The following is a 19443-nucleotide window of genomic DNA, read 5'->3' as shown; positions in this document are numbered from 1 at the left end:
CCGCTATGCCGCCGATTTTATGAGGTCTCATGCCGGTGAGGCAAGACACTCGTTCCACGGCCCGTCGCAAAGTCCCGACACTGTTGTTTCAATTTGGGATTTTTGGGACCTGTTTGGAATTTCGCGGCACCGGCCTGCTCCCCCACCCGGCCTCCCATCAGGACACTCTCGTGGGAGGTCGGGTGGGGGAGCGGGCCGGTGCCGCTCGAAAAATGCCCGCATGGGCATTTTTCAAACTCAAGCCGCCCGGCGCAGTCCTTCCGGCCCCCGCCGCGCGATCAGCGAAACGTTGGACAACCCTTCCACACTCTGCAGTTGCTCGGCAAATTCACCGTCCAGCGCGAAGTCGCGGCCAAGTCGCACTTTCTGCGTCTGCCCGCCGCCAAGATGAAGCGTGGCCATCACCTCGCCCGAACCGGCCGGACCGGGGCGCATCAGCAGCGCCAGTTCCTGCACCGCCTCCACCCGGTGGATGTCGAGCGTCAGGAACATGCGCGCGTCCGCCTTCACTTCGGCCAGAGGGCGCGCACCGCGCACGGTGACGCGCGGCGGCTCATCGGCGTTGGGGCTGTCGAGTTCGACATTGAGCAGCACGCAGGCGCCTTCCTTGCCCCACTTCACGAAGCTTTCGACCATGCTCTCCTCGAAGCAGCATGCCGAGAAGTTGCCCGACGAATCGGAGTAGTCGACCATCACGAAGTCCTTGCCGCGCTTGGTCTTTCGCTTCTGCACGTTCTCCACCATCGCCGCCATGACCGCGCCCGCGCGCCCGCCGCCGCTGCCGCCCGCCATCAGGCTGGAGAACGTACGCGCACCGTTGGCTGATGCCACCGCGCGGTACTGCTCCACCGGATGCGCTGCGAAGTAGAAGCCGAAATTCTCGCGCTCCTTGGCCATCTGGTCGGCGCGGCTCCACGGCTCGGCATCGAACAGGCGCAGGCCCTGCTCCACGTGATCGTCGCCGCCGAACAGGCTGTTCTGATCCGAATTGCGCTCACGCGAGGAACGATCGGCCTCGGCCAGCAACGTGTCCGCGTTGGCGAGGACTTTGGCGCGGTTAGGCTCCAGCCCATCGAATCCGCCCGCCGCGGCAAGGCTTTCCAGCTGGCGGCGGTTCATCGATCCGGCCGGGGCGCGGCGGAACACGTCATCCAGGCTTTCGAACTTGCCGTTCGCCTCACGCTCGGCAACCAGCGCTTCCATCGCCTTTTCACCGACGTTGCGGATGCCCGCCAGGGCATAGCGCACGGCGTGGCTGTCCGGCGTTTCCTCCACACAGAACTCGGCTTCGGACATGTTGATGTCCGGCGGAGCCAGTTCGATGCCGTTGCGTCGCGCATCGTCCACGAAGATTGCCAGCTTTTCCGACTGGTGCATATCGAAGCACATCGATGCGGCGTAGAATTCGTGCGGGTAATGCGCCTTGAACCACGCGGTATGGTAGGCGAGCAGTGCGTAAGCGGCGGCGTGCGACTTGTTGAAGCCGTAGCCGGCGAACTTGTCGATCAAGTCGAACAGCTCGTTGGCCTTGGCCGCATCGATGTTCGACACTTCCTTGCAGCCATCGACGAAGCGCTGGCGCTGCTTGTCCATTTCCGCCTGGACTTTCTTGCCCATCGCGCGGCGCAGAAGGTCAGCGTCACCCAGCGAGTAGCCCGCCAGGATCTGCGCGGCCTGCATGACCTGTTCCTGATAGACGAAGATGCCGTACGTCTCGCTCAGGATGCCCGAGAGCTTGTCGTGCGGATATTCGATCGACTCCAGCCCGTTCTTGCGCCTGCCGAACAGCGGAATGTTGTCCATCGGACCTGGACGGTAGAGCGAGACGAGCGCGATGATGTCGCCGAAATTGGTCGGCTTCACCGCCGCCAGCGTGCGGCGCATGCCTTCCGATTCCAGCTGGAACACGCCGACCGTATCGCCGCGCTTCAGCAGTTCGTATACCGCCGCATCGTCCCATGCCAGGGTCGAAAGGTTGATCGTGATGCCGCGCCGTTCCAGCAGGTCGCAGGCCTTCTTCAGCACCGACAGCGTCTTCAGGCCAAGGAAGTCGAACTTGACGAGGCCGGTGTCTTCCACCGACTTCATATCGAACTGCGTCACCGGCATGTCCGAACGCGGATCGCGGTAGAGCGGCACCAGCTGCGCCAGCGGACGGTCGCCGATCACCACGCCGGCGGCGTGGGTGGACGAGTTGCGCGGCAGGCCTTCCAGCTGCACGGCCAGGTCCACAAGGCGCTTCACCTCATGGTCTACATCGTATTCGCGGCGGAATTCGGCCACCGGCGGATCGGACGTGACGCCGTGCTTCTTGCGGCCGTGCAGTGCCTCGGTCAGCGTCCAGGGGTCGGTCGGATGGTTGGGCACCATCTTGCAGAGGCCGTCGACGCGGCCGTAGCCCATCTGGAGAATACGTCCGCAGTCGCGCAGCACCGCGCGGGCCTTCATCTTACCGAAGGTGATGATCTGGGCGACGTGATCGTGCCCATACTTGCGCTGGACGTAGCGGATCACCTCGCCGCGACGGGTTTCGCAGAAGTCGATATCGAAGTCCGGCATCGAGACGCGTTCGGGATTCAGGAAGCGCTCGAACAGCAGGCCCAGCTTGAGCGGGTCGAGGTCGGTAACGGTCAGCGCCCAGGCCACCAGCGATCCTGCGCCCGAACCACGGCCCGGCCCCACCGGAATATCGTTGTCCTTCGCCCACTTGATGAAGTCGGCAACGATTAGGAAGTAGCCGGGGAAGCCCATACCGACGATGATCTGCACCTCGAAATCGAGGCGCTTGGCATAGTCGAGGAAATCCTCGGTCACGCCGCGTTCGGCCAGTTCCTTGTAGGCAGCCTCGCGCTCCTCGCCCTGAAGGGCCATGGCGGCGTCGAGTTCGTCCTCGGTGACTTCAGGCCAATAAGGCGCAAGGCGTCGGGCGAGGCCGGCGCGCGAATTGTCCGCCAGCATCCGCGCCTCGCCCTCAAGGTCACCCGCAAGGCTGGGCAGCAGCGGCTTGCGGCGCGGCGGCATGTAGGCGCAGCGCTGCGCGACGACGAGCGTGTTGGCCAGCGCCTCTGGCAGGTCCGCGAACAGCTCCTGCATCATTTCGACCGGTTTCACCCAGCGTTCGGATGAGGAGCGCGGACGTTCCGGCGCATCGACTTGCGTGGAGTTGGCGATGCAGAGCATCGCGTCATGCGCGGGGTGGAACTTCGCCTCGGCATATTGCGCGGGGTTGGTGCCGACCAGCGGGATATCGCGTTCGTAGGCGAGCGCGATCAGGTCTTCCTCGCTCTCCTCCTCCACATCCTCACCGGTGCGGGTGATCTCGATATAGAGCCGGTCGCCGAACAGCGATTGCAGCGTGTCGCAATAGCTTTCCGCCGCCTCCACCTTGCCCGCCGCGTAGAGACGGGCAAGCGCGCCCTCCCCGCCGCCGGTCAGGCAGATCAGGCCATCGGTATGGCCGCGCAGGCTGTCCAGTTCGACATGGGCGTCCAGTTCCAGCGGCCGGTCAAGGTGCGCGCGGCTGACAAGATCGCACAAGTTGAGCCAGCCCGCCTCGTTCTGCGCGAACAGGGCCAGCCAGTCGATGGCGCGGTCCTGCCCCTGCGCAACGGCGCCGGGGCGGCCGATGGCCAGGAACGTGCCGACGATCGGCTGCACGCCCGCGCCCTTGCAGGCCTGCGCGTAAGTGGGGGCACCATAGAGGCCATTGCGGTCGCAGATCGCGGCGGCGGGAAACTTGCGCTCCTTCGCCAGCTTGGCCGCGGCCTTGGGATCGATTGCCCCGTCCAGCATCGTGAAACTCGAAAAGATGCGCAGCGGGACAAAGGGAGCATGGGCCATCGAGGGAATTTAGGCGTTGCCCCCCCGCGCGATCAAGACCCCCGCGCGATCAGGCCGAGGGCTGGGGATAAGCCGGGGGATAGCGATAAACCGGACACTCCGACCGAGAGCGGCCAGTGGGCGGTAAAGCGACATAGACGCCCCCTAGAAGGCCTTGAAAGCCACCTAAAACAAGAGCATCGTCCGCTTTCAAGCTTCATCGAGTCCGGCTTGCCTGAATTGCCGCCCCCCATTTCCGGAAGATCGGCCACGGTTCCCGCAAGTCCCATTCATGTTCCCGGCGGCGCGCATTTCGCGCTTTCGCCTTTCGTCCATTTTCGTGGCCGTACTGGAGAGCTTTGAATGAAGTACGCCTATCTTGCGCTGATCCCCCTCTTGCTTGCGCCCGATGGCCTGTTGCCCGACGAGTTCGCCGCCATGGCGCAGCAGAAGCCGCCGGGCCAATCGCAAGGCGCGCGGCCGCCGAGCGGCGGTGGCGGCAATGCGACGCGGCCCCCAAGCGGCGGCGGTAACGTCACCCGGCCGCCCAGCGGTGGCGGCAATGCCACGCGGCCGCCAAGCGGAGGCGGTAACGCGACACGTCCGCCAAGCGGCGGCGGCAACGCCACCCGGCCGCCCAGTGGTGGTGGCAATGCAACGCGGCCCCCAAGTGGAGGCGGCAACGCAACACGCCCGCCAAGCGGCGGCGGCAACAACTATCGGCCGCCGAACAACAACCGCCCACCCGTGGTCAACCAGCCGCACCGTCCGGGCATGGGCCGCCCGCCGACGTTCCGGCCGATGCACGCTCCGCCGTTCCGCTATCCGCACGGCTATTCCTATCGCCGTTGGCGGACGAGCATGATCCTGCCTGCGATTTTCCTGTCGTCGGCCTACCTGTTCCAGGATTACGCCATGATCGGCGTCGGGCCGCCGCCGGCCGGTTACTACTGGGTGCGCTATGGCCCCGACCTGCTGCTGGTCAATCGCTACAACCGCGCGGTCGTCGATGTGATCTACGGCGCCTTCTATTGAGCAAACGAAAGGGGCGCTGCCATCGTGGCAGCGCCCCTTTCCTGTCCGGCTCCGCAGCGCGCTCAGAGCAGCGCGGCGATATCCTTTTCAATCGCTTCGGGCTTGTCGGTAGGCGCATAGCGGCGCACCACCTTGCCATCGCGGCCGATCAGGAACTTGGTGAAGTTCCATTTGATCGACTTGCTGCCCAGCACACCCGGCGCTTCCGCCTTCAGCCACTGCCAGAGCGGCGGCGCATTGTCGCCATTGACCTCCACCTTGCCCATCAGCGGGAAGGAGAGGCCGAAGTTCACCTCGCAGAAGCTGGCGATCTCGTCGGCTTCGCCAGGTTCCTGACCGCCGAACTGGTTGCAGGGGAAGGCGATCACCTCGAAACCCTGCGCGCCATGCTGGCGCCAGAGATCCTCCAGCCCCTTGTACTGCGGCGTGAACCCGCACTTGCTGGCGGTATTGACGACAAGCAACACCTTGCCCGCCCGGTCGGCGAGACTGATCTTCTCGCCATTGGGCAGGCTCGCCGTGAAGTCGGCGATGGTGCGGGGATCGCTGCTCACGCGCTCTTGCTGGGAAAGTCGTCGCGACGGGACAAGGCGCGGATTTCGCCGATGCGGAAGGTGCGATCGCCGTCCTTCTGGATCGCGTAATCGTCCTGCTCGTTTTCCGGCAACGACATGACAAAGCGGATCAGATCGCCCACGCTGCCACGGCGGATGACCTTGAGGTTGTGAAACAGGCCGCCGCCGTCCGCGCACTTGTGAAGCTCTGCCGAGTCTTCCCAGTGAAACCGGTCCGGTCCGGCGCTTTCAGCCCGGATGGTGGACGGAATGTCGCTCATATTCTGCGATCCTTCTGTGCGCTTGTATTCTAATCGTATCTGGTATGCGAAATAGCCGAATTCAACGCGAGTTCCGCTTTCGCTTGCAGGATACCCACAAGGGTAATGTCCCTGACGCGGCAATACCCTCCGGGCGATCTCGTTTGGCTCGGGCCCGTTTGGCTCAGGCCCATTTGACTCAGGTCAGCACGCCTTCGTGAAGGCGCACCACCCGGTCCATCGCCGCCGCCAGCCGCTCGTTATGCGTGGCGACCAGCGCGGCACTGCCCTGCCCGCGCACGAGTTCGAGGAACTGGGCAAAGACCTTGTCCGCCGTCGCCTCATCCAGGTTGCCGGTGGGCTCGTCCGCCAGCACCAGACGCGGCCGGTTCGCCAGCGCGCGGGCGACCGCCACGCGCTGCTGTTCGCCGCCCGAAAGCTTGCTGGGCCGGTGTTCGAGGCGCTGGCCAAGGCCCAGCGCGCCGAGAAGTTCCTTCGCCCGATCCTCACACTCACCGCGCGGCTTGCCGGTAATGAGCTGCGGCAGCACCACGTTCTCGATCGCGTTGAAATCGGGCAGCAGGTGATGGAACTGATAGACGAAGCCGATGTGATCGCGCCGCACCGCCGCGCGGCGGTCCTTGCCCAGCTTCGAGGCATCGATTCCGGCAATCTCGATCACGCCGCCGAAACCGCCTTCCAGCAAGCCGATGGCCTGCAGCATGGTGGACTTGCCCGAGCCCGAGGGGCCCAGCAGCGCCACGATCTCTCCGGGCTGCACGTCCAGATCAACGCCGCGCAGCACATCGATAGTGACGCCGCCCTGTTCGAAGCTGCGTGTGAGCGCCTTCAGGCGAACGACGGGATCACTCATAGCGCAGCACCTGCACGGGATCGGTGCTCGCCGCCTTGTAGGCCGGGTAGAGCGTGGCAAGGAAACTGAAGATCAGCGACATCACGCAGATGACCGCAATCTCCACGGGGTCGGAGCGGGAGGGCAGCTCGGTCAGGAAGCGGATCGACGGATCCCAAAGGTTCTGGCCGGTCACGATCTCCACCGCATGAACGATGGGCTGGCGGAAATAGAGGAAGATGAAGCCGATCACCACGCCGGCCACCGTACCCAATGCCCCGATGCAGAAGCCGGTGGTCACGAAAACCTTCAGCAGCGAGCGCCGCGTGGCGCCCATCGTGCGCAGGATCGCGATGTCGCGCGTCTTGGCGCGCACCAGCATGATCAGCGAGGACAGGATGTTGAACACCGCCACCAGCACGATGATGGAGAGCACCACGAACATCGCCACGCGCTCCACCGCCAGCGCCTCGAACAGGGAGGCGTTGATGGTCTTCCAGTCGGTGACGACGGCGCGGCCGGCCAGCTTGCGCTGGACGGGGGCAAGGATCGTCCCCACGCGATCGGGATCGGTCGTCGTAACCTCGATCATGCCGATGGTATCGCCGGTCAACAGCAGCGTCTGCGCATCCTGCATCGGCATGATGACGAACATATTGTCATAGTCGTAGACGCCGATCTCGAAGATCGCGCCCACCTTGTAGGCTACCTGACGCGGCACGGTGCCGAACGGCGTCGAACGGCCAAGCGGGTTGATCAGCGTGATCGAGTCTCCGACCTGAGCGCCAAGGTTTTTCGCCAGTTCTGAGCCGATCGCAACCGTGCTGCTTCCCGGCACCAGCGAGGCAAGGTTTCCGCTCTTCAGCTTGTTTTGCAGCCGGGCAATATCCTGAGAGGTATTCCCCCGCACCGACACGCCTTCAACACGGCCGTTGAACGTGGTCATTAACGGCTGCTCGATCAGCGGCGACGCCCGAACGACACCCGGTGTATTCTGAACGTCCTTGAGGACGCCCTGCCAGTCGTCGATCCGCCCGCCATAGGCCTGGATGATCGCATGGCCGTTCAGCCCCACGATCTTGTCAAAGAGTTCGGCGCGGAAACCGTTCATGACGCTCATGACGATAACCAGCGCGGCGACGCCGAGCATGACGGCAACAAGGCTGATGCCGGCGACCAATGCGATAAAGCGCTCACCCTTTCCGGGCAGCATGTAGCGCTTTGCAATGGTCCATTCGAAAGGGGACAGGATCAAGCGACGGGTCCGTCTGAGATCGTTGGATGGGGCGGCATTAAGGCTATGCAACAAGACTGGCAAGCACGACCGCGAGCGGCATCTACGGGTGAATTTGCGTGGCTGAACAATACGTGAAGCACTGAACTGTTCCCGGCGCCACCCCCGCCGCCGCGATTCGGGCGGAGATCATGCTTTCGCCCCCTCATCAGACCTGTAATCAGACGGTCATCTGACAGGCGCAGAGGCGGCGCAGAACCCCGTCATACCGGCGCCTTGCCGCGACCCGCGCCATGCCGAGGGCTTCTCCCCTTGCAATTCGGGCCGATCCGATCCAAATGCGCGCCAGATATTGACGCGCCAACGGGCCGGAAAAAACACCCATGAACCTGACTAACCCCTTCCTTGACGCCGACGGGGACAAGCTGCGCGAAGAGTGCGGCATCTTCGGCGTAATCGGCGCTCGTGAGGCCGCGAATATCGCCGCCGCCGGGCTTCACTCCCTGCAGCATCGCGGGCAGGAAGCGGTGGGCATCACCAGCTTCAGCGGATCGGAGTTCCACTCCTACCGCGGCCTTGGCCATGTGGCGCAGGTGTTCTCCCAGCGTGAGCTGGACACCCTGCCCGGCACCATGGCTTCCGGCCACGTCCGCTATGCCACCACCGGCGGTTCGGGCCTGCGCAACGTGCAGCCGCTGTTCGCCGATCTGGCCGACGGCGGCTTCTCGATCGCCCACAACGGCAACATTTCCAATGCGATGACGCTGAAGCGCGATCTCGTGTCGAAGGGTTCGATCTTCCAGTCGACCTCCGATACCGAGGTGATCATCCACCTCGTCGCCACCAGCCGCTATCCCACCCTGCTCGACCGTTTCGTCGATGCGCTGCGCATGGTGGAAGGCGCCTACTCGCTGATCTGCATGACCGCAGAAGGCATGATCGCCTGCCGCGATCCGCTGGGCATCCGTCCCCTCGTGATGGGCCGCATCGGCGACGCCACCGTGTTCGCTTCGGAAACCGTGGCGTTCGACGTGATCGGCGCCGAATTCATCCGCTCGATCGAGCCGGGCGAAATGGTTCAGGTGGACCACAAGGGCACGATCTCCAGCCATCGCCCCTTCGGCAATCCGGCACCGCGCCCCTGCATCTTCGAGCACGTCTACTTCAGCCGTCCCGACTCGGTGATGGACGGTCGCTCGGTCTACGGCGTGCGCAAGCAGATCGGCACGGAACTGGCCAAGGAAGCGCCCGCCGCTGCCGACGTCGTGATCCCCGTTCCGGACAGCGGCGTGCCCGCCGCCATCGGCTATGCCCAGCAGTCGGGCATTCCCTTCGAACTGGGCATCATCCGCTCGCACTATGTCGGCCGCACCTTCATCCAGCCGGGTGACGCGGCCCGCAATGCCGACGTAAAGCGCAAGCACAACGCCAACCGCGCCGTCGTGGAAGGCAAGCGGATCATCCTGATCGACGATTCGATCGTGCGCGGCACCACCTCGCTCAAGATCGTCGAGATGATGCGCGATGCCGGCGCTGCCGAAGTGCACATGCGCATCGCCAGCCCGCCGACCGAGCATTCGTGCTTCTACGGCGTCGACACGCCCGAGCGTTCGAAGCTGCTGGCCGCCAACATGGACATCCAGGCCATGGCGGACTTCATCAAGGCCGACAGCCTGGCCTTCGTTTCGATCGACGGTCTCTACCGCGCGGTTGGCGAGGAAAAGCGCATCAAGAAGTGCCCGCAGTTCTGCGACGCCTGCTTCTCGGGCGAATATCCGACCAAGCTGACCGATTTCACCGACCGCTTTTCGACCGAGCTGACCGCAGCGTGAGCGATACGGCGGGGGAGAAGCCCTTCGACGGGCAGGTGGCGCTTGTCACCGGTTCGAGTCGCGGCATCGGCGCGGCAACGGCCATCGCGCTGGCGCAAGCCGGCGCGCATGTGCTGCTGACCGGGCGCGACACCAAGGCGCTGGAAGCGATCGAGGAACAGATCTACCAGTCGGGCGGCGCGGCCACGATCGCGCCGGTCGATCTGGTGGAGCCGGACGGCATCGCCCGCCTTGCCACCGCCGTCTCGCAGCGGTGGGGCAAGCTGGACATCATGGTCGTCAACGCGGCGATCCTGCCCGAACTGACCAGCGTGGCCGATATCGACCAGCGTGCCTTCAACAAGGCGCTGACCACCAACGTCCTTGCCACGCAGGCGCTGATCGCCAATTTCGATCCGCTGCTGCGCAAGAGCGACGATGCCCGCGTGATCGGCATGACCAGTACGGTGGCCGAAAAGCCCCGCGCGTTCTGGGGCGCCTATGCCGCCAGCAAGGCCGCTGCCGACGTGCTGCTGGATTGCTACGCCGAAGAGACCCGCAACACATCGAAAGTGCGTGTGGCCGTGGTCAATCCCGGCGCCACCCGCACCGCCATGCGCGCCCGCGCCTATCCGGGCGAAGCGCCCGCATCGGTGAAGCCGCCCGAAGTGGTGGCCGATCGGATCGTGGCGCTGCTGGGTGAACAGTTCGAGACGCGGCACCGCGAAACCGTTAACCAGCCTTCGTAACGCGCTGGTAACTGCATTCGGCGATCCTTCGTCCGGACGGCGCCGTGATCCCCGCGCCGTCCAAAACGGGACAGGTATCGGGCCGATGATCAAGACTGAACCGCCGCACCGCTACGAACTGGCTGCGCAGGAAGACCGCAGCGCGCCGCGCGTGCGCATTTCGATTCCGGCCAGCTTTCGCGCGTCTGGCGCGAAGGGATTCCAGACGGCGGTGCGCGACCTTTCGCTCTCCGGCTTTTCCACCACCGCGATCAGCCGCATCCATCCCGGCACTTATTGCTGGCTGACCCTGCCCGGCATGGAAGCCCTGCCCTCCCGCGTGATCTGGTGGCAGGACGGCCTTGTCGGCTGCGCCTTCGAACAGCTGCTGAGCCCGATCATCCTCGAATCGATCCTGGCCCGCTGGAGCGGCGCGGGCGGCTGACGCCCTACCCCCACTCGCCTGCCACCACTCGCCTGCGTCCGCATGTCATTCGTCCGACGCAGTGGCACGTTCGCAGATTAAGCGTCGATCTTTCAGCCATTTGAAGAAGATACGCCTCCCCAAGATGCCGGAGCAATCCGCAACGACAGGGAGACCATGGTGGATCAGCGCGAGGCCGAGGAACTGGCCCGGACCCTGGAAATGTGGGCGTCGCTGGCGGGTTCCGGATCCGCAGACCCTGCCACCGAGGTGATCATGCTGCAGGCCGCTGCCGTGATCCGCGAACAGGCCGCCGTCATCGCCACGCTGCGCGCCACCAACCGCCGCGACAAGCCCGCGACCTGCTGCTGACTGGCAACGAGGCTGAAGCCATCAGTTTAAGAATCGGTTCGCGTGGAGGCGCGGAAGCGCAAAGAAGTCGTTCCTGCGGTAAAGCCGTCCTTCTTTTAAACGCTGCAATTTCCGCTACGCTGAAAGAAGAAAATGGTGTGCTGCGCCATCCAACCCCTTTGCGCCTTCGCGCCTCCGCGCGAACCCTTTCTTTTCTTCCGCCTGATTGCTCCCACATTCAACCTTTCCACCCGCTCAGGCTGAGCTTGTCGAAGCCCCCTGCGGCGCGGCACTCCGGGCCAGTTGGCTGACCAACATCCAGTTCCCTTCTCGGCCGGACTCCAACCCTTGAGTTTGCGTTCCACCGCAAAGGTCTCATCGCGGGCCTGTGGAAGGCCTTGGGGCAGCAAATCTGGTGTTGCGGGCGGGCTTCGACAAGCTCAGCCTGAGCGGGGTGGGCAAGCGCAACGCCCGCGCCGCTACGCCTTCACCAGCGTCACTTGCGCCACGTCGATGCCACCGCCCAGAAAGCCGCCTTCGCAGTACATCAGGTAAAAACGCCAGAGGCGGATGAAGCGTTCGTCGAAGCCGGGGGGTAGCCGTCCGCCTTCCACCGCCGCGTCGAAATTCTCACGCCAGGCGTGCAGCGTGCGGGCATAGTCCTGCCCGAAGCCCTTGCGGTCTTCCCAGGTGAGGCTGCGTTCCTCCGCCAGAGCGCGGAATTCCGGCTCGTTGATCAGCATGCCGCCGGGGAACACGAAAGTCTGGATGAAATCGGCGCTGCGGGCGTAGGATTCGAAAATCCGTTCATCCATCGAGATGTACTGGATCGCCGCGCGGGCCCCGGGCTTCAGGTTCTGCGCCACGCAATCGAGGAAATCGGGCCAGTATTGGCGCCCCACCGCCTCCACCATCTCTACCGAGGCAATGCCGTCGTAGAGCGCGCCGCCGTTCGCAGTGGCAACGTCGCGATAGTCCTGCTTGCGGAAGTCCACCGTCCCGGTCTGCGGCTTCCAGCGCTGGCGCGCATAGGCAAGCTGTTCGTCGGAGAGGCTGATCGCATCTACCGCGACTTGCTCGCAATCGGCCAAGAAGGCCGCCAGCGTGCCCCAGCCGCAGCCGATTTCCAGCACCCGCCCACCGGGCTGCAGCGCCAGACGGCGCGCGATAGCCACGATCTTGTTCGATTGCGCGGCGTCCAGCGGGGTGACGAACTGCGCCAGCGCATTGGGCCCGCTGCCGGGCTTGGTGTAGATCGCGCTGGAATACAGCATGGTGTCGCCCAGCCACGCCTCATAGAAATCGTTGCCCAGATCGTAGTGCGCGTGAATGTTGCGCAGCGAACCGGCGCGGCTGTTGCGGCGCAGCCAGTGCATCAGCCGGGTCGCCAGCCGCCATGGGCCGCGTGCCCGCGCTGTGTCGCCCAGGCTGCGGGCATTGTCCATGAACAGCGCGAACAAAGGCACCGGATCGGGGCTGTCCCACTCGCCCGCTTCCCACGCCTGATACCAGCCGACCGAGCCCGACGTCGCCAGCCGCAGCAAAGCGCGCCAGCTTTTCAGATGCACCACCGCGTCGAATCCGGGCTGCCGGCCGCCCAGCATCCGCGTCTCACCCGAAGGCAGCGTTGCCTCTATCGATCCGCGAATGAGGCCCGCGTCGATCCGGTCGAGAATCTTCGCCACGCCGCCCGACCACAACTTTGCCAGCCATTGCGGACCAACGCCGATCGCCCGTCCGCCATCGACCAGTTCTTCGCCTCTCCCGGGTGCATGCGCGTTCATGGTTCCGGATATGATCCCGTTCTCGGCCGAGGGCAATTGCCTATACTGCCTAGTTGTTTGTCTTAAGCTTCTGCCACGCCGCAAGAGCCCGTTCGCGCCCGTCGCGATGCTCAACCAGCTTGGCGGGATAGCCCTTTGGACGGACCATGGGCGAAGGATCATGGATCTCCGGTTCGGGCAGATCGGCCAGCTCGGGTACCCATTCGCGGATATAGGCGGCAGCGTCGAATTTCTCCGACTGGCTGAGCGGCGCCATGATCCGCACGAACATCTGCGCATCCACGCCGGAGCCGGCGCTCCACTGCCAGTTCACCGCGTTGGAGCCATAGTCGGCATCCACCAGCGTATCCCAGAACCACTGCTCTCCTTCGCGCCAGTCGATCAGAAGATGCTTGATCAGGAAGCTGGCGGCGATCATCCGCACGCGGTTGTGCATCCAGCCCGTGTGCCAGAGCTGGCGCATCCCGGCATCGACGATGGGATAACCGGTCATGCCGCGTTGCCATGCCTTCAGGTCCGCCTCGGCGCCCTTGCCGCTGCGCCAGTGAAGGTGCGCGAAGTCCTCCTTGGCGGAATGGCTGCCATAGTCGGGCAGCGCCAGGATCACGTTCTGCGCATAGTCGCGCCAGCCCAGCTCCCCCAGAAACACGTCCACCGAACCGCCGGCATCAGCCACTGCATGCCAGACCTGCGCGGGCGAAATCTCTCCGAAATGCAGGTGAGGCGAAAGGAACGAGGTGCCCTCCACGGAAGGCAGGTTGCGCTGCGCTTCATAGCGCGCTGCTTCTTCGGCGAAGTCATGGAGGCGCTTCTTCGCGCCCTCCTCGCCCGGCTGCCACATATCGCGCATGCCGCCGGCCCAGTCGGGCTTGCTGGGCAACAGGTTCCAATCCTCCAGCCGGTCGGAGTTCGGCCACATGTGCGGCGCATCGATCTTCTGCGGGCGACGTAGCGGTTCGTGCGGCGGCATCCGCTCGTTCAGCGCCCGCCAGAACGGGGTGTAGATGCGGTAGGGATTGCCCGATCCGTTCAGCACCGAGCCCGGCGGGGCGAGGTAATTGCCGTGGTGGAGGTGCAGGTCCACCGCCTTGCCCACCGCCCTTTCGGCATTGCGCCACCAGGGTTCGTAGTGGTGCAGCGCATGAACTTCCTGTGCGCCGGTCTCCTTGATGAGATCGGCCAGCACATCCTCGCACTTGCCCCGCCGCAGGATCAGGCGTGATCCCTTCTCGCGCAGGCTCTCATCCAGGCTGGCGAGCGAATGGTGCAGCCACCAGCGGGACGCCGCGCCCATGCGCCGGTGGCGGGGCGTCTCGTCGTCCAACACGTAGACCGGGATAACCGGCCCTTTGCTTGCGGCCTCGACAATGGCAGGCTGGTCCGACAGGCGCAGGTCGCGCCGCAGCCAGACGATCACGGGAATTTTCATGGTGCCGGAACGCTTCGTAGTCATCACGGTTTCCTAGCGCCATGAACCCTTTGCCCAAAGCCCCGATCCTGCCCCGCCACCGCATCGATCCGCGCAAGGCGGCGATTGCCGCTGCCGTCTGCTGGGCAGGGTTCGCCGCATTCGTATGGGCCGTTCCCACCGGCCGCACGCAGCACTTCGACCAGTTAGGCCTGCTGTTCTGGCGCGCGGGAGACTTGCGGCCGCTCGGCCCGGTAAAGCTGTTGGAATGGGTGCGCGATCTTACCGCGATGGGCGGATCGCTGCTGATCACGCTGTTCACGACAATCGCGGTGGTCGCGCTGTTCTGGCTGCGCTGCCGCAGGGAGGCGGTGCTGCTGGCGCTGACGGTGCTGACCGGCAGTGTGGTCAACACCCTGCTGAAGGCGCTGTTCGGCCGACCTCGCCCCGAAATCGTGCCCCACCTGACCGAAGCGGGCGGGGCCAGCTTTCCCAGCGGACACAGCTTCAATTCGGCCTCGACCTACATCGCGCTGGCCCTCGCCTTCGCGGCGCTCAACGCGCGGGCGGGCGTGCGGCACACGCTAATCGCCGCCGCCGTGCTGCTCAGCCTGTGCATCGCGTGGAGCCGGGTCTGGCTGGGCGTCCATTGGCCCAGCGACGTGATGGCCGGCTGGCTGGGCGGAGCGGCCTGGGCCTTCACCGCCAGCGCCACGCTCTATCGCCCGGCAAAAGCCGTGGCGGATATCACCGAGGCGGACAGCCCGGAGCACCCGTAGGCACATCGACGGCGACGTTGAAATTGCGTCGCACGGCCGGCCCGGTGTAGCGCGCATCGCCGAAGGTCACCGTAGCAGTGCAGCCATGCCGTTCGATCCGCGCCATCGGCATTTGCGACCAGGCCAGGAACTTCTCCGCTGCCGGAGTGGCCCGGCCCGCCTTTGCCGCCAACGGATCGCCCATATTGTCCGCAATCGGCGCGGTGCTTTCCGTCAACGTGGTGAGATTGCGGAAAGGATCGTAGCGGCCGAAAGCAATCTGCCCCTGCTGCCGCCAGATGACGTCACGGCGCCAGAACGCCAGCGGCTCCGGCGAAGCGAAAACCCGGCCGGGCTGGGCATGAGGCTCGCCCACGGAAGGCGCACGCCATGCGAGAGCGGAGAGGCCGATGTTGAAGATAATGAAGCTCAGTACGCCCGCCAGAGCTGCCAGCGCAGGCCGCCCGGCGTTAGCCCTTCCCCGCTTCGCCCGCCGCCGGCTTCCCCAAATCCCGACGCCCAGCATCGCCAGCAGCCAGGGCGACACGATGAAAAGGCCATCGGTGTGGAACCAATCCCCCCGCATCGGGGAGAGCAACTGGATCGCATAGACATTCTGCAGGTCCAGCATGGGATGGGTCAGCGCGCCCAGATAGGAGAGCGTCAGCAGCCAGCCGAAATGCATCGGCAATCCGCTGCGAAACACTACGCCGCGTCGCTCCTGCCAGCGGTCGAGCAGCCAGAGCAGCCCCGCCAGCAGTGGCGGCATGACCAGCACTCCGCCGACCAGCCCGTGCGTAAATCCGCGATGCATCGCCAGCGGCGCCCATGGCGACCAGCCGAAGAACACATCGATATCCGGCATGTTCGCCGCCAGCACCAAGGCCGCCAGCCCTTTACGCGTGCGGCGCTTCAGCCCGGTTTCGCCGAGTGCCCAGCCGACCAAGCTGTGGGTGAGATTATCCATGGGGAGCAGTGTCTTGCATCGAAGGCGGGATATTGGGCGCGATCGTCGCTTCGGCAAGGGCGCGATGCGCAACCCTCACTCTATCATCAACTTAACCGTCGCCCCCGCGGAGGCGGGGGCCCCACTTTTTGGATTCACGCAGAAGAAGAAAGCGGGATCCCCGCCTTCGCGGGGATGACGGAGTGGGAGGGGGTTATGGTCGTGGGTAATAGGCTGCGCGGATGCGCGCACTTCCGACTTTATCCCGCCTTTTCCTCGACTACCCAGGTCTGGCCCTTGCCCAGCAGCTTGCCGAGATCGGCCGTCTTGCCCGTGATCAGCCTCGCCCGTTCCTCGACCACGGCGCTTTCGAACGTCGGCGCGGGATCGTCGTAGATCACGCCCAGCGCCATGGGGAATGGCCCGAACGGCATTTCCACCAGCATATGCGCCAGCCCCCGATTGCGGACGTTGTGCACGGCCACACCCGCGGCCTGCCAGTCGCCCTCCACGACATCGACGACTTTGAGCGACAGCGTATCAAGATCGAGCGCCAGTCCCTTGGTGTCCTTGGCGAACAACAGGGGCTCGCCATCGCGCACCTGAATCTGGTTGTCCGCCGCCACGGCCTTGGCGGTGAAGTCGTCGAAGCGGTCCTTGTTGTAGACGATGCAGTTCTGGAAGATCTCGATAAACGCCGCGCCGCGATGCTCGTAGGCGGCTTTCAACACATCGGGCAGATCCTTGGAGACGTCATAGCCGCGCGCCACGAAGCGGGCGCCGGCCCCCAGCGCAAAAGCACAGGGCAGCGCGGGGCGGTCCACCGACCCGACCGGCGACGTGGGTGAAGGCGTACCAACGCGGCTCGTGGGTGAATACTGGCCTTTGGTCAGGCCGTAGATCTCGTTGTTGAACAGCAGGATCTGGCAATCGAGATTGCGGCGCAGCACGTGCATCGTGTGGTTGCCGCCGATCGACATGCCATCCCCGTCACCGGTCACCAGCCAGATATCGAGGTGCGGATTGGCCAGCTTGATCCCGGTGGCGACCGCCGGCGCGCGGCCGTGGATCGTGTGGAAGCCATAGCTCTCCACGTAGTAGGGAAAGCGGCTGGAACAGCCGATGCCCGAAACGAACACGGTATTCTTCGGATCCGCGCCCACCATCGGCAGTGTGCGCTGCACCGCCTTCAGGATCGCATAGTCGCCGCAACCGGGACACCAGCGCACTTCCTGATCGGTTTCCCAGTCTTTCAGCGTGGTCACGGGGGTCATGTCATTCATGATCGTCTCCAGGCTTCGTGCCAAGAATCAGGGCTGTTCTATTTCCGGTGCGGGAAGCTGGGTCTCGTTCACCGCGACCTCTCCACCCTCATTCTCCGGCACGCCGTCGAAGAACCGACCTATCGCCGCTTCCAGTTCGGCAATGGCGAAAGGCTGGCCGCTGGTCTTGGAAAGCGGCACTGCGTCGATCAGGAACTGGTCGCGCAGCACCGTCTTGAACTGCCCGGTGTTCATTTCGGGCACGAGAACGTTGTCGTAACCGGCCAGCAATTCACCAAGGTTCGCCGGCAGCGGCCAGATATGGCGCACGTGGATATGGCTGACGTCCAGCCCCTTCTTCCGCGCCCGGCGCACCGCCTGATGGATCGGCCCGAAAGTCGACCCCCAGCCGACAACGGCCAGCTTCCCGCCCGCGTTGCCAAGGCAGACCTCCTGCGCGGGAATGGTCTGCGCCACCCCGTCGATCTTCGCCTTGCGGGCGTCGGTCTGGTGCTGGTGGACATCGGGCGCATAATCGATGTTGCCGGTGTCCACCGCCTTCTCGATCCCGCCGATGCGGTGCATCAGGCCGGGCGTGCCGGGCTTGATCCAAGGTCGCACGCCCCGTTCGTCACGCTTGTAGGGCAGCACTTTGCCTTCGGGATCGTTGCTCTCACCCAGGAACGTGACGGGAAACGGCGCGAAAGTGGCCGGATCGGGCACCTTCCACGGCTCCGACGCATTGCCGATATAGCCGTCCGTCAGCAGGATCACCGGAGTCATGTACTGCGTGGCGATGCGGCAGGCTTCTATCGCGCATTCGAACGCATCGGCGGGGGACCGCGCGGCGACCACCGGCAGCGGCGCATCGCCATTGCGGCCATAGACGGCCTGATAAAGGTCCGACTGCTCGGTCTTGGTGGGCAGCCCGGTGGAAGGCCCACCGCGCTGCGAATTGACGATGACGAGCGGCAGCTCGGTCATGATCGCCAGCCCCATCGCCTCTCCCTTGAGGGCAATGCCGGGGCCGGAGGACGAAGTGACGCCAAGATGCCCGGCGTAACTCGCGCCGATGGCGGCGCAGATCGCGGCGATCTCATCCTCCGCCTGGAAGGTGGTGACGCCGAACTCCTTCATCTTCACCAGATTGTGCAGCACCGCCGATGCCGGCGTGATCGGATAGCCGCCGAAGAACATCGGCAGGCCCGCCAGTTGCGCGCCGGCCACCAGCCCCAGCGAGACCGCCTCGGCCCCGGTGATCGTGCGGTAGAGGCCGGGCTGCGAAGGCACCGGATCGATATGCTGCTTGTGCAGCGGGCCGGCCAGTTCCGCCGTCTCGCCATAGGCATGGCCGGCGTTGAGCGCGGCCACGTTGGCCTCCGCCAGCACCGGGTTCTTGGCGAACTTGGCGGTCAGCCAGTCCACCAGCGGTTGCCGGTCCCGGTCGAACATCCAGAGCGCCAGCCCCAGCGTCCACATGTTCTTGCAGCGCAGCGCTTCCTTGTTGCCAAGGCCAAACGGCTTCACCGCCTCCATCGTCAGCGCTGAAATATCGAAGGCCAGCACGTCCCACTTGGCGAGGCTGCCGTCCTCCACCGGGTTGGTTTCGTACTTCGCCTTTTCCAGGTTGCGCTTGTTGAACTCGCCAGTGTCGACGATCACCAGCCCGCCGGGCTTCAGCGCCTGCACATTGGTCTTCAGCGCGGCCGGGTTCATCGCCACCAACACATCGGGCGCATCGCCCGCCGTGGTGATCTCGCTGGAGCCGAAATTGATCTGGAAGGCGGAAACCCCGAACAGCGTGCCCTGCGGCGCGCGGATTTCGGCAGGGAAGTCCGGAAACGTCGCCAGATCGTTGCCGGCGAGCGCGGTGGACAGGGTGAACTGCCCGCCCGTCAACTGCATGCCATCGCCAGAGTCCCCGGCGAAACGAACGACGACGGCCTCTACGGGGCCACTCTGTGGGGATGCGTCCTGATTCGACGCGCTTTGATTCGACGGGCCTTGATCCGACAACACTGTCGCCATCATCGTCCTCCTCCGGGAGTACCGTTCTGATGCCGGCCGAATTGTCTCCCGCGCCCAGACTATGCCTGCTTACTACCGGTGCAAAACAGAAAAACTCTCAAGGTCGAAATCCCGACCCTGCCTGAATCGTTCCCCAACCCGAAACGTTTCCGGAAGGGTTACCGGGGATGGAACGATAAATCGCGCTG

General features: G+C 64.8%; 16 protein-coding genes. 6 read left to right on the top strand and 10 right to left on the bottom strand.

Going from position 1 to position 19443, the window contains the following annotated elements; genetic code table 11:
• Positions 1-237: 237 nt before the first annotated feature.
• Positions 238-3840: a DNA polymerase III subunit alpha gene (gene dnaE, locus ACZ1JV_RS14565; protein ID WP_465152112.1), complete on the bottom strand. Its 3603-nt coding sequence runs from the start codon at positions 3838-3840 to the stop codon at positions 238-240.
• A 342-nt stretch (positions 3841-4182) separates the two neighbouring features.
• On the opposite strand from dnaE, the gene ACZ1JV_RS14560 reads away from it, so the two are divergent.
• Positions 4183-4854, top strand: a complete 672-nt coding sequence (locus ACZ1JV_RS14560) for an RcnB family protein (RefSeq protein WP_465152111.1) — start codon at positions 4183-4185, stop codon at positions 4852-4854.
• A 62-nt stretch (positions 4855-4916) separates the two neighbouring features.
• Here the strand turns inward: ACZ1JV_RS14560 and ACZ1JV_RS14555 are convergent, their stop codons facing one another.
• The 4 genes from ACZ1JV_RS14555 to ACZ1JV_RS14540 form a co-directional block, all read right to left on the bottom strand.
• Entirely contained in the window at positions 4917-5408 is a 492-nt protein-coding gene (locus ACZ1JV_RS14555) for a glutathione peroxidase (protein ID WP_465137822.1), read from the bottom strand.
• The gene (locus ACZ1JV_RS14550) at positions 5405-5689 is read right to left on the bottom strand and encodes a hypothetical protein (RefSeq protein ID WP_465152110.1); all 285 of its coding nucleotides are present in this window, start codon (positions 5687-5689) and stop codon (positions 5405-5407) included. The genes ACZ1JV_RS14555 and ACZ1JV_RS14550 overlap by 4 nt, the downstream gene beginning before the upstream one ends.
• 178 nt (positions 5690-5867) lie before the next feature.
• Entirely contained in the window at positions 5868-6542 is a 675-nt protein-coding gene (locus ACZ1JV_RS14545) for an ABC transporter ATP-binding protein (RefSeq protein WP_465152109.1), read from the bottom strand.
• Complete coding sequence (locus ACZ1JV_RS14540; protein WP_465152108.1) at positions 6535-7776, bottom strand: lipoprotein-releasing ABC transporter permease subunit; 1242 nt, start codon at positions 7774-7776, stop codon at positions 6535-6537. Before ACZ1JV_RS14540 ends, ACZ1JV_RS14545 begins: the two co-directional genes overlap by 8 nt.
• Before the next feature lie 362 nt (positions 7777-8138).
• On the opposite strand from ACZ1JV_RS14540, the gene purF reads away from it, so the two are divergent.
• From purF to ACZ1JV_RS14520, 4 genes are all read left to right on the top strand, one after another.
• On the top strand, positions 8139-9587 hold the full coding sequence (purF, locus tag ACZ1JV_RS14535) for an amidophosphoribosyltransferase (RefSeq protein WP_465152107.1): 1449 nt from the start codon (positions 8139-8141) through the stop codon (positions 9585-9587).
• On the top strand, positions 9584-10315 hold the full coding sequence (locus tag ACZ1JV_RS14530) for an SDR family NAD(P)-dependent oxidoreductase (RefSeq protein ID WP_465152106.1): 732 nt from the start codon (positions 9584-9586) through the stop codon (positions 10313-10315). The genes purF and ACZ1JV_RS14530 overlap by 4 nt, the downstream gene beginning before the upstream one ends.
• An 85-nt stretch (positions 10316-10400) precedes the next feature.
• Entirely contained in the window at positions 10401-10739 is a 339-nt protein-coding gene (locus ACZ1JV_RS14525; RefSeq protein WP_465152105.1) for a PilZ domain-containing protein, read from the top strand.
• A 156-nt stretch (positions 10740-10895) separates the two neighbouring features.
• On the top strand, positions 10896-11090 hold the full coding sequence (locus ACZ1JV_RS14520; protein WP_465152104.1) for a hypothetical protein: 195 nt from the start codon (positions 10896-10898) through the stop codon (positions 11088-11090).
• Between the two features lie 458 nt (positions 11091-11548).
• Here ACZ1JV_RS14520 and ACZ1JV_RS14515 read toward each other — a convergent pair whose 3' ends face one another.
• Together ACZ1JV_RS14515 and ACZ1JV_RS14510 are read right to left on the bottom strand one after the other, a co-directional pair.
• Positions 11549-12853, bottom strand: a complete 1305-nt coding sequence (locus ACZ1JV_RS14515) for a class I SAM-dependent methyltransferase (protein WP_465152103.1) — start codon at positions 12851-12853, stop codon at positions 11549-11551.
• A gap of 49 nt (positions 12854-12902) precedes the next feature.
• On the bottom strand, positions 12903-14282 hold the full coding sequence (locus tag ACZ1JV_RS14510) for a cryptochrome/photolyase family protein (protein ID WP_465152574.1): 1380 nt from the start codon (positions 14280-14282) through the stop codon (positions 12903-12905).
• 41 nt (positions 14283-14323) lie between these two features.
• Between ACZ1JV_RS14510 and ACZ1JV_RS14505 the strand changes: the two genes are divergently transcribed.
• Complete coding sequence (locus tag ACZ1JV_RS14505; protein WP_465152102.1) at positions 14324-15040, top strand: phosphatase PAP2 family protein; 717 nt, start codon at positions 14324-14326, stop codon at positions 15038-15040.
• On the opposite strand, the gene ACZ1JV_RS14500 is transcribed toward ACZ1JV_RS14505, so the two are convergent.
• The 3 genes from ACZ1JV_RS14500 to ACZ1JV_RS14490 all read right to left on the bottom strand — a co-directional run bounded on the left by ACZ1JV_RS14500 (position 15009) and on the right by ACZ1JV_RS14490 (position 19255).
• On the bottom strand, positions 15009-15986 hold the full coding sequence (locus ACZ1JV_RS14500) for a metal-dependent hydrolase (RefSeq protein ID WP_465152101.1): 978 nt from the start codon (positions 15984-15986) through the stop codon (positions 15009-15011). The two genes, ACZ1JV_RS14505 and ACZ1JV_RS14500, sit on opposite strands and share 32 nt — an antisense overlap.
• A 239-nt stretch (positions 15987-16225) precedes the next feature.
• Positions 16226-17248, bottom strand: a complete 1023-nt coding sequence (locus tag ACZ1JV_RS14495; RefSeq protein WP_465152100.1) for a 2-oxoacid:ferredoxin oxidoreductase subunit beta — start codon at positions 17246-17248, stop codon at positions 16226-16228.
• Positions 17249-17275: 27 nt separating this feature from the next.
• Positions 17276-19255 carry a 2-oxoacid:acceptor oxidoreductase subunit alpha gene (locus tag ACZ1JV_RS14490; RefSeq protein WP_465152099.1) on the bottom strand — a complete coding sequence of 660 codons (1980 nt, stop codon included), beginning with the start codon at positions 19253-19255 and terminating at the stop codon, positions 17276-17278.
• Positions 19256-19443 lie beyond the last annotated feature (188 nt).

This window comes from Novosphingobium sp. BL-S-19 (assembly GCF_055521675.1).
Note: the sequence above shows the minus strand (reverse complement) of the source record. Positions and strands in the feature narration are given on the sequence as shown.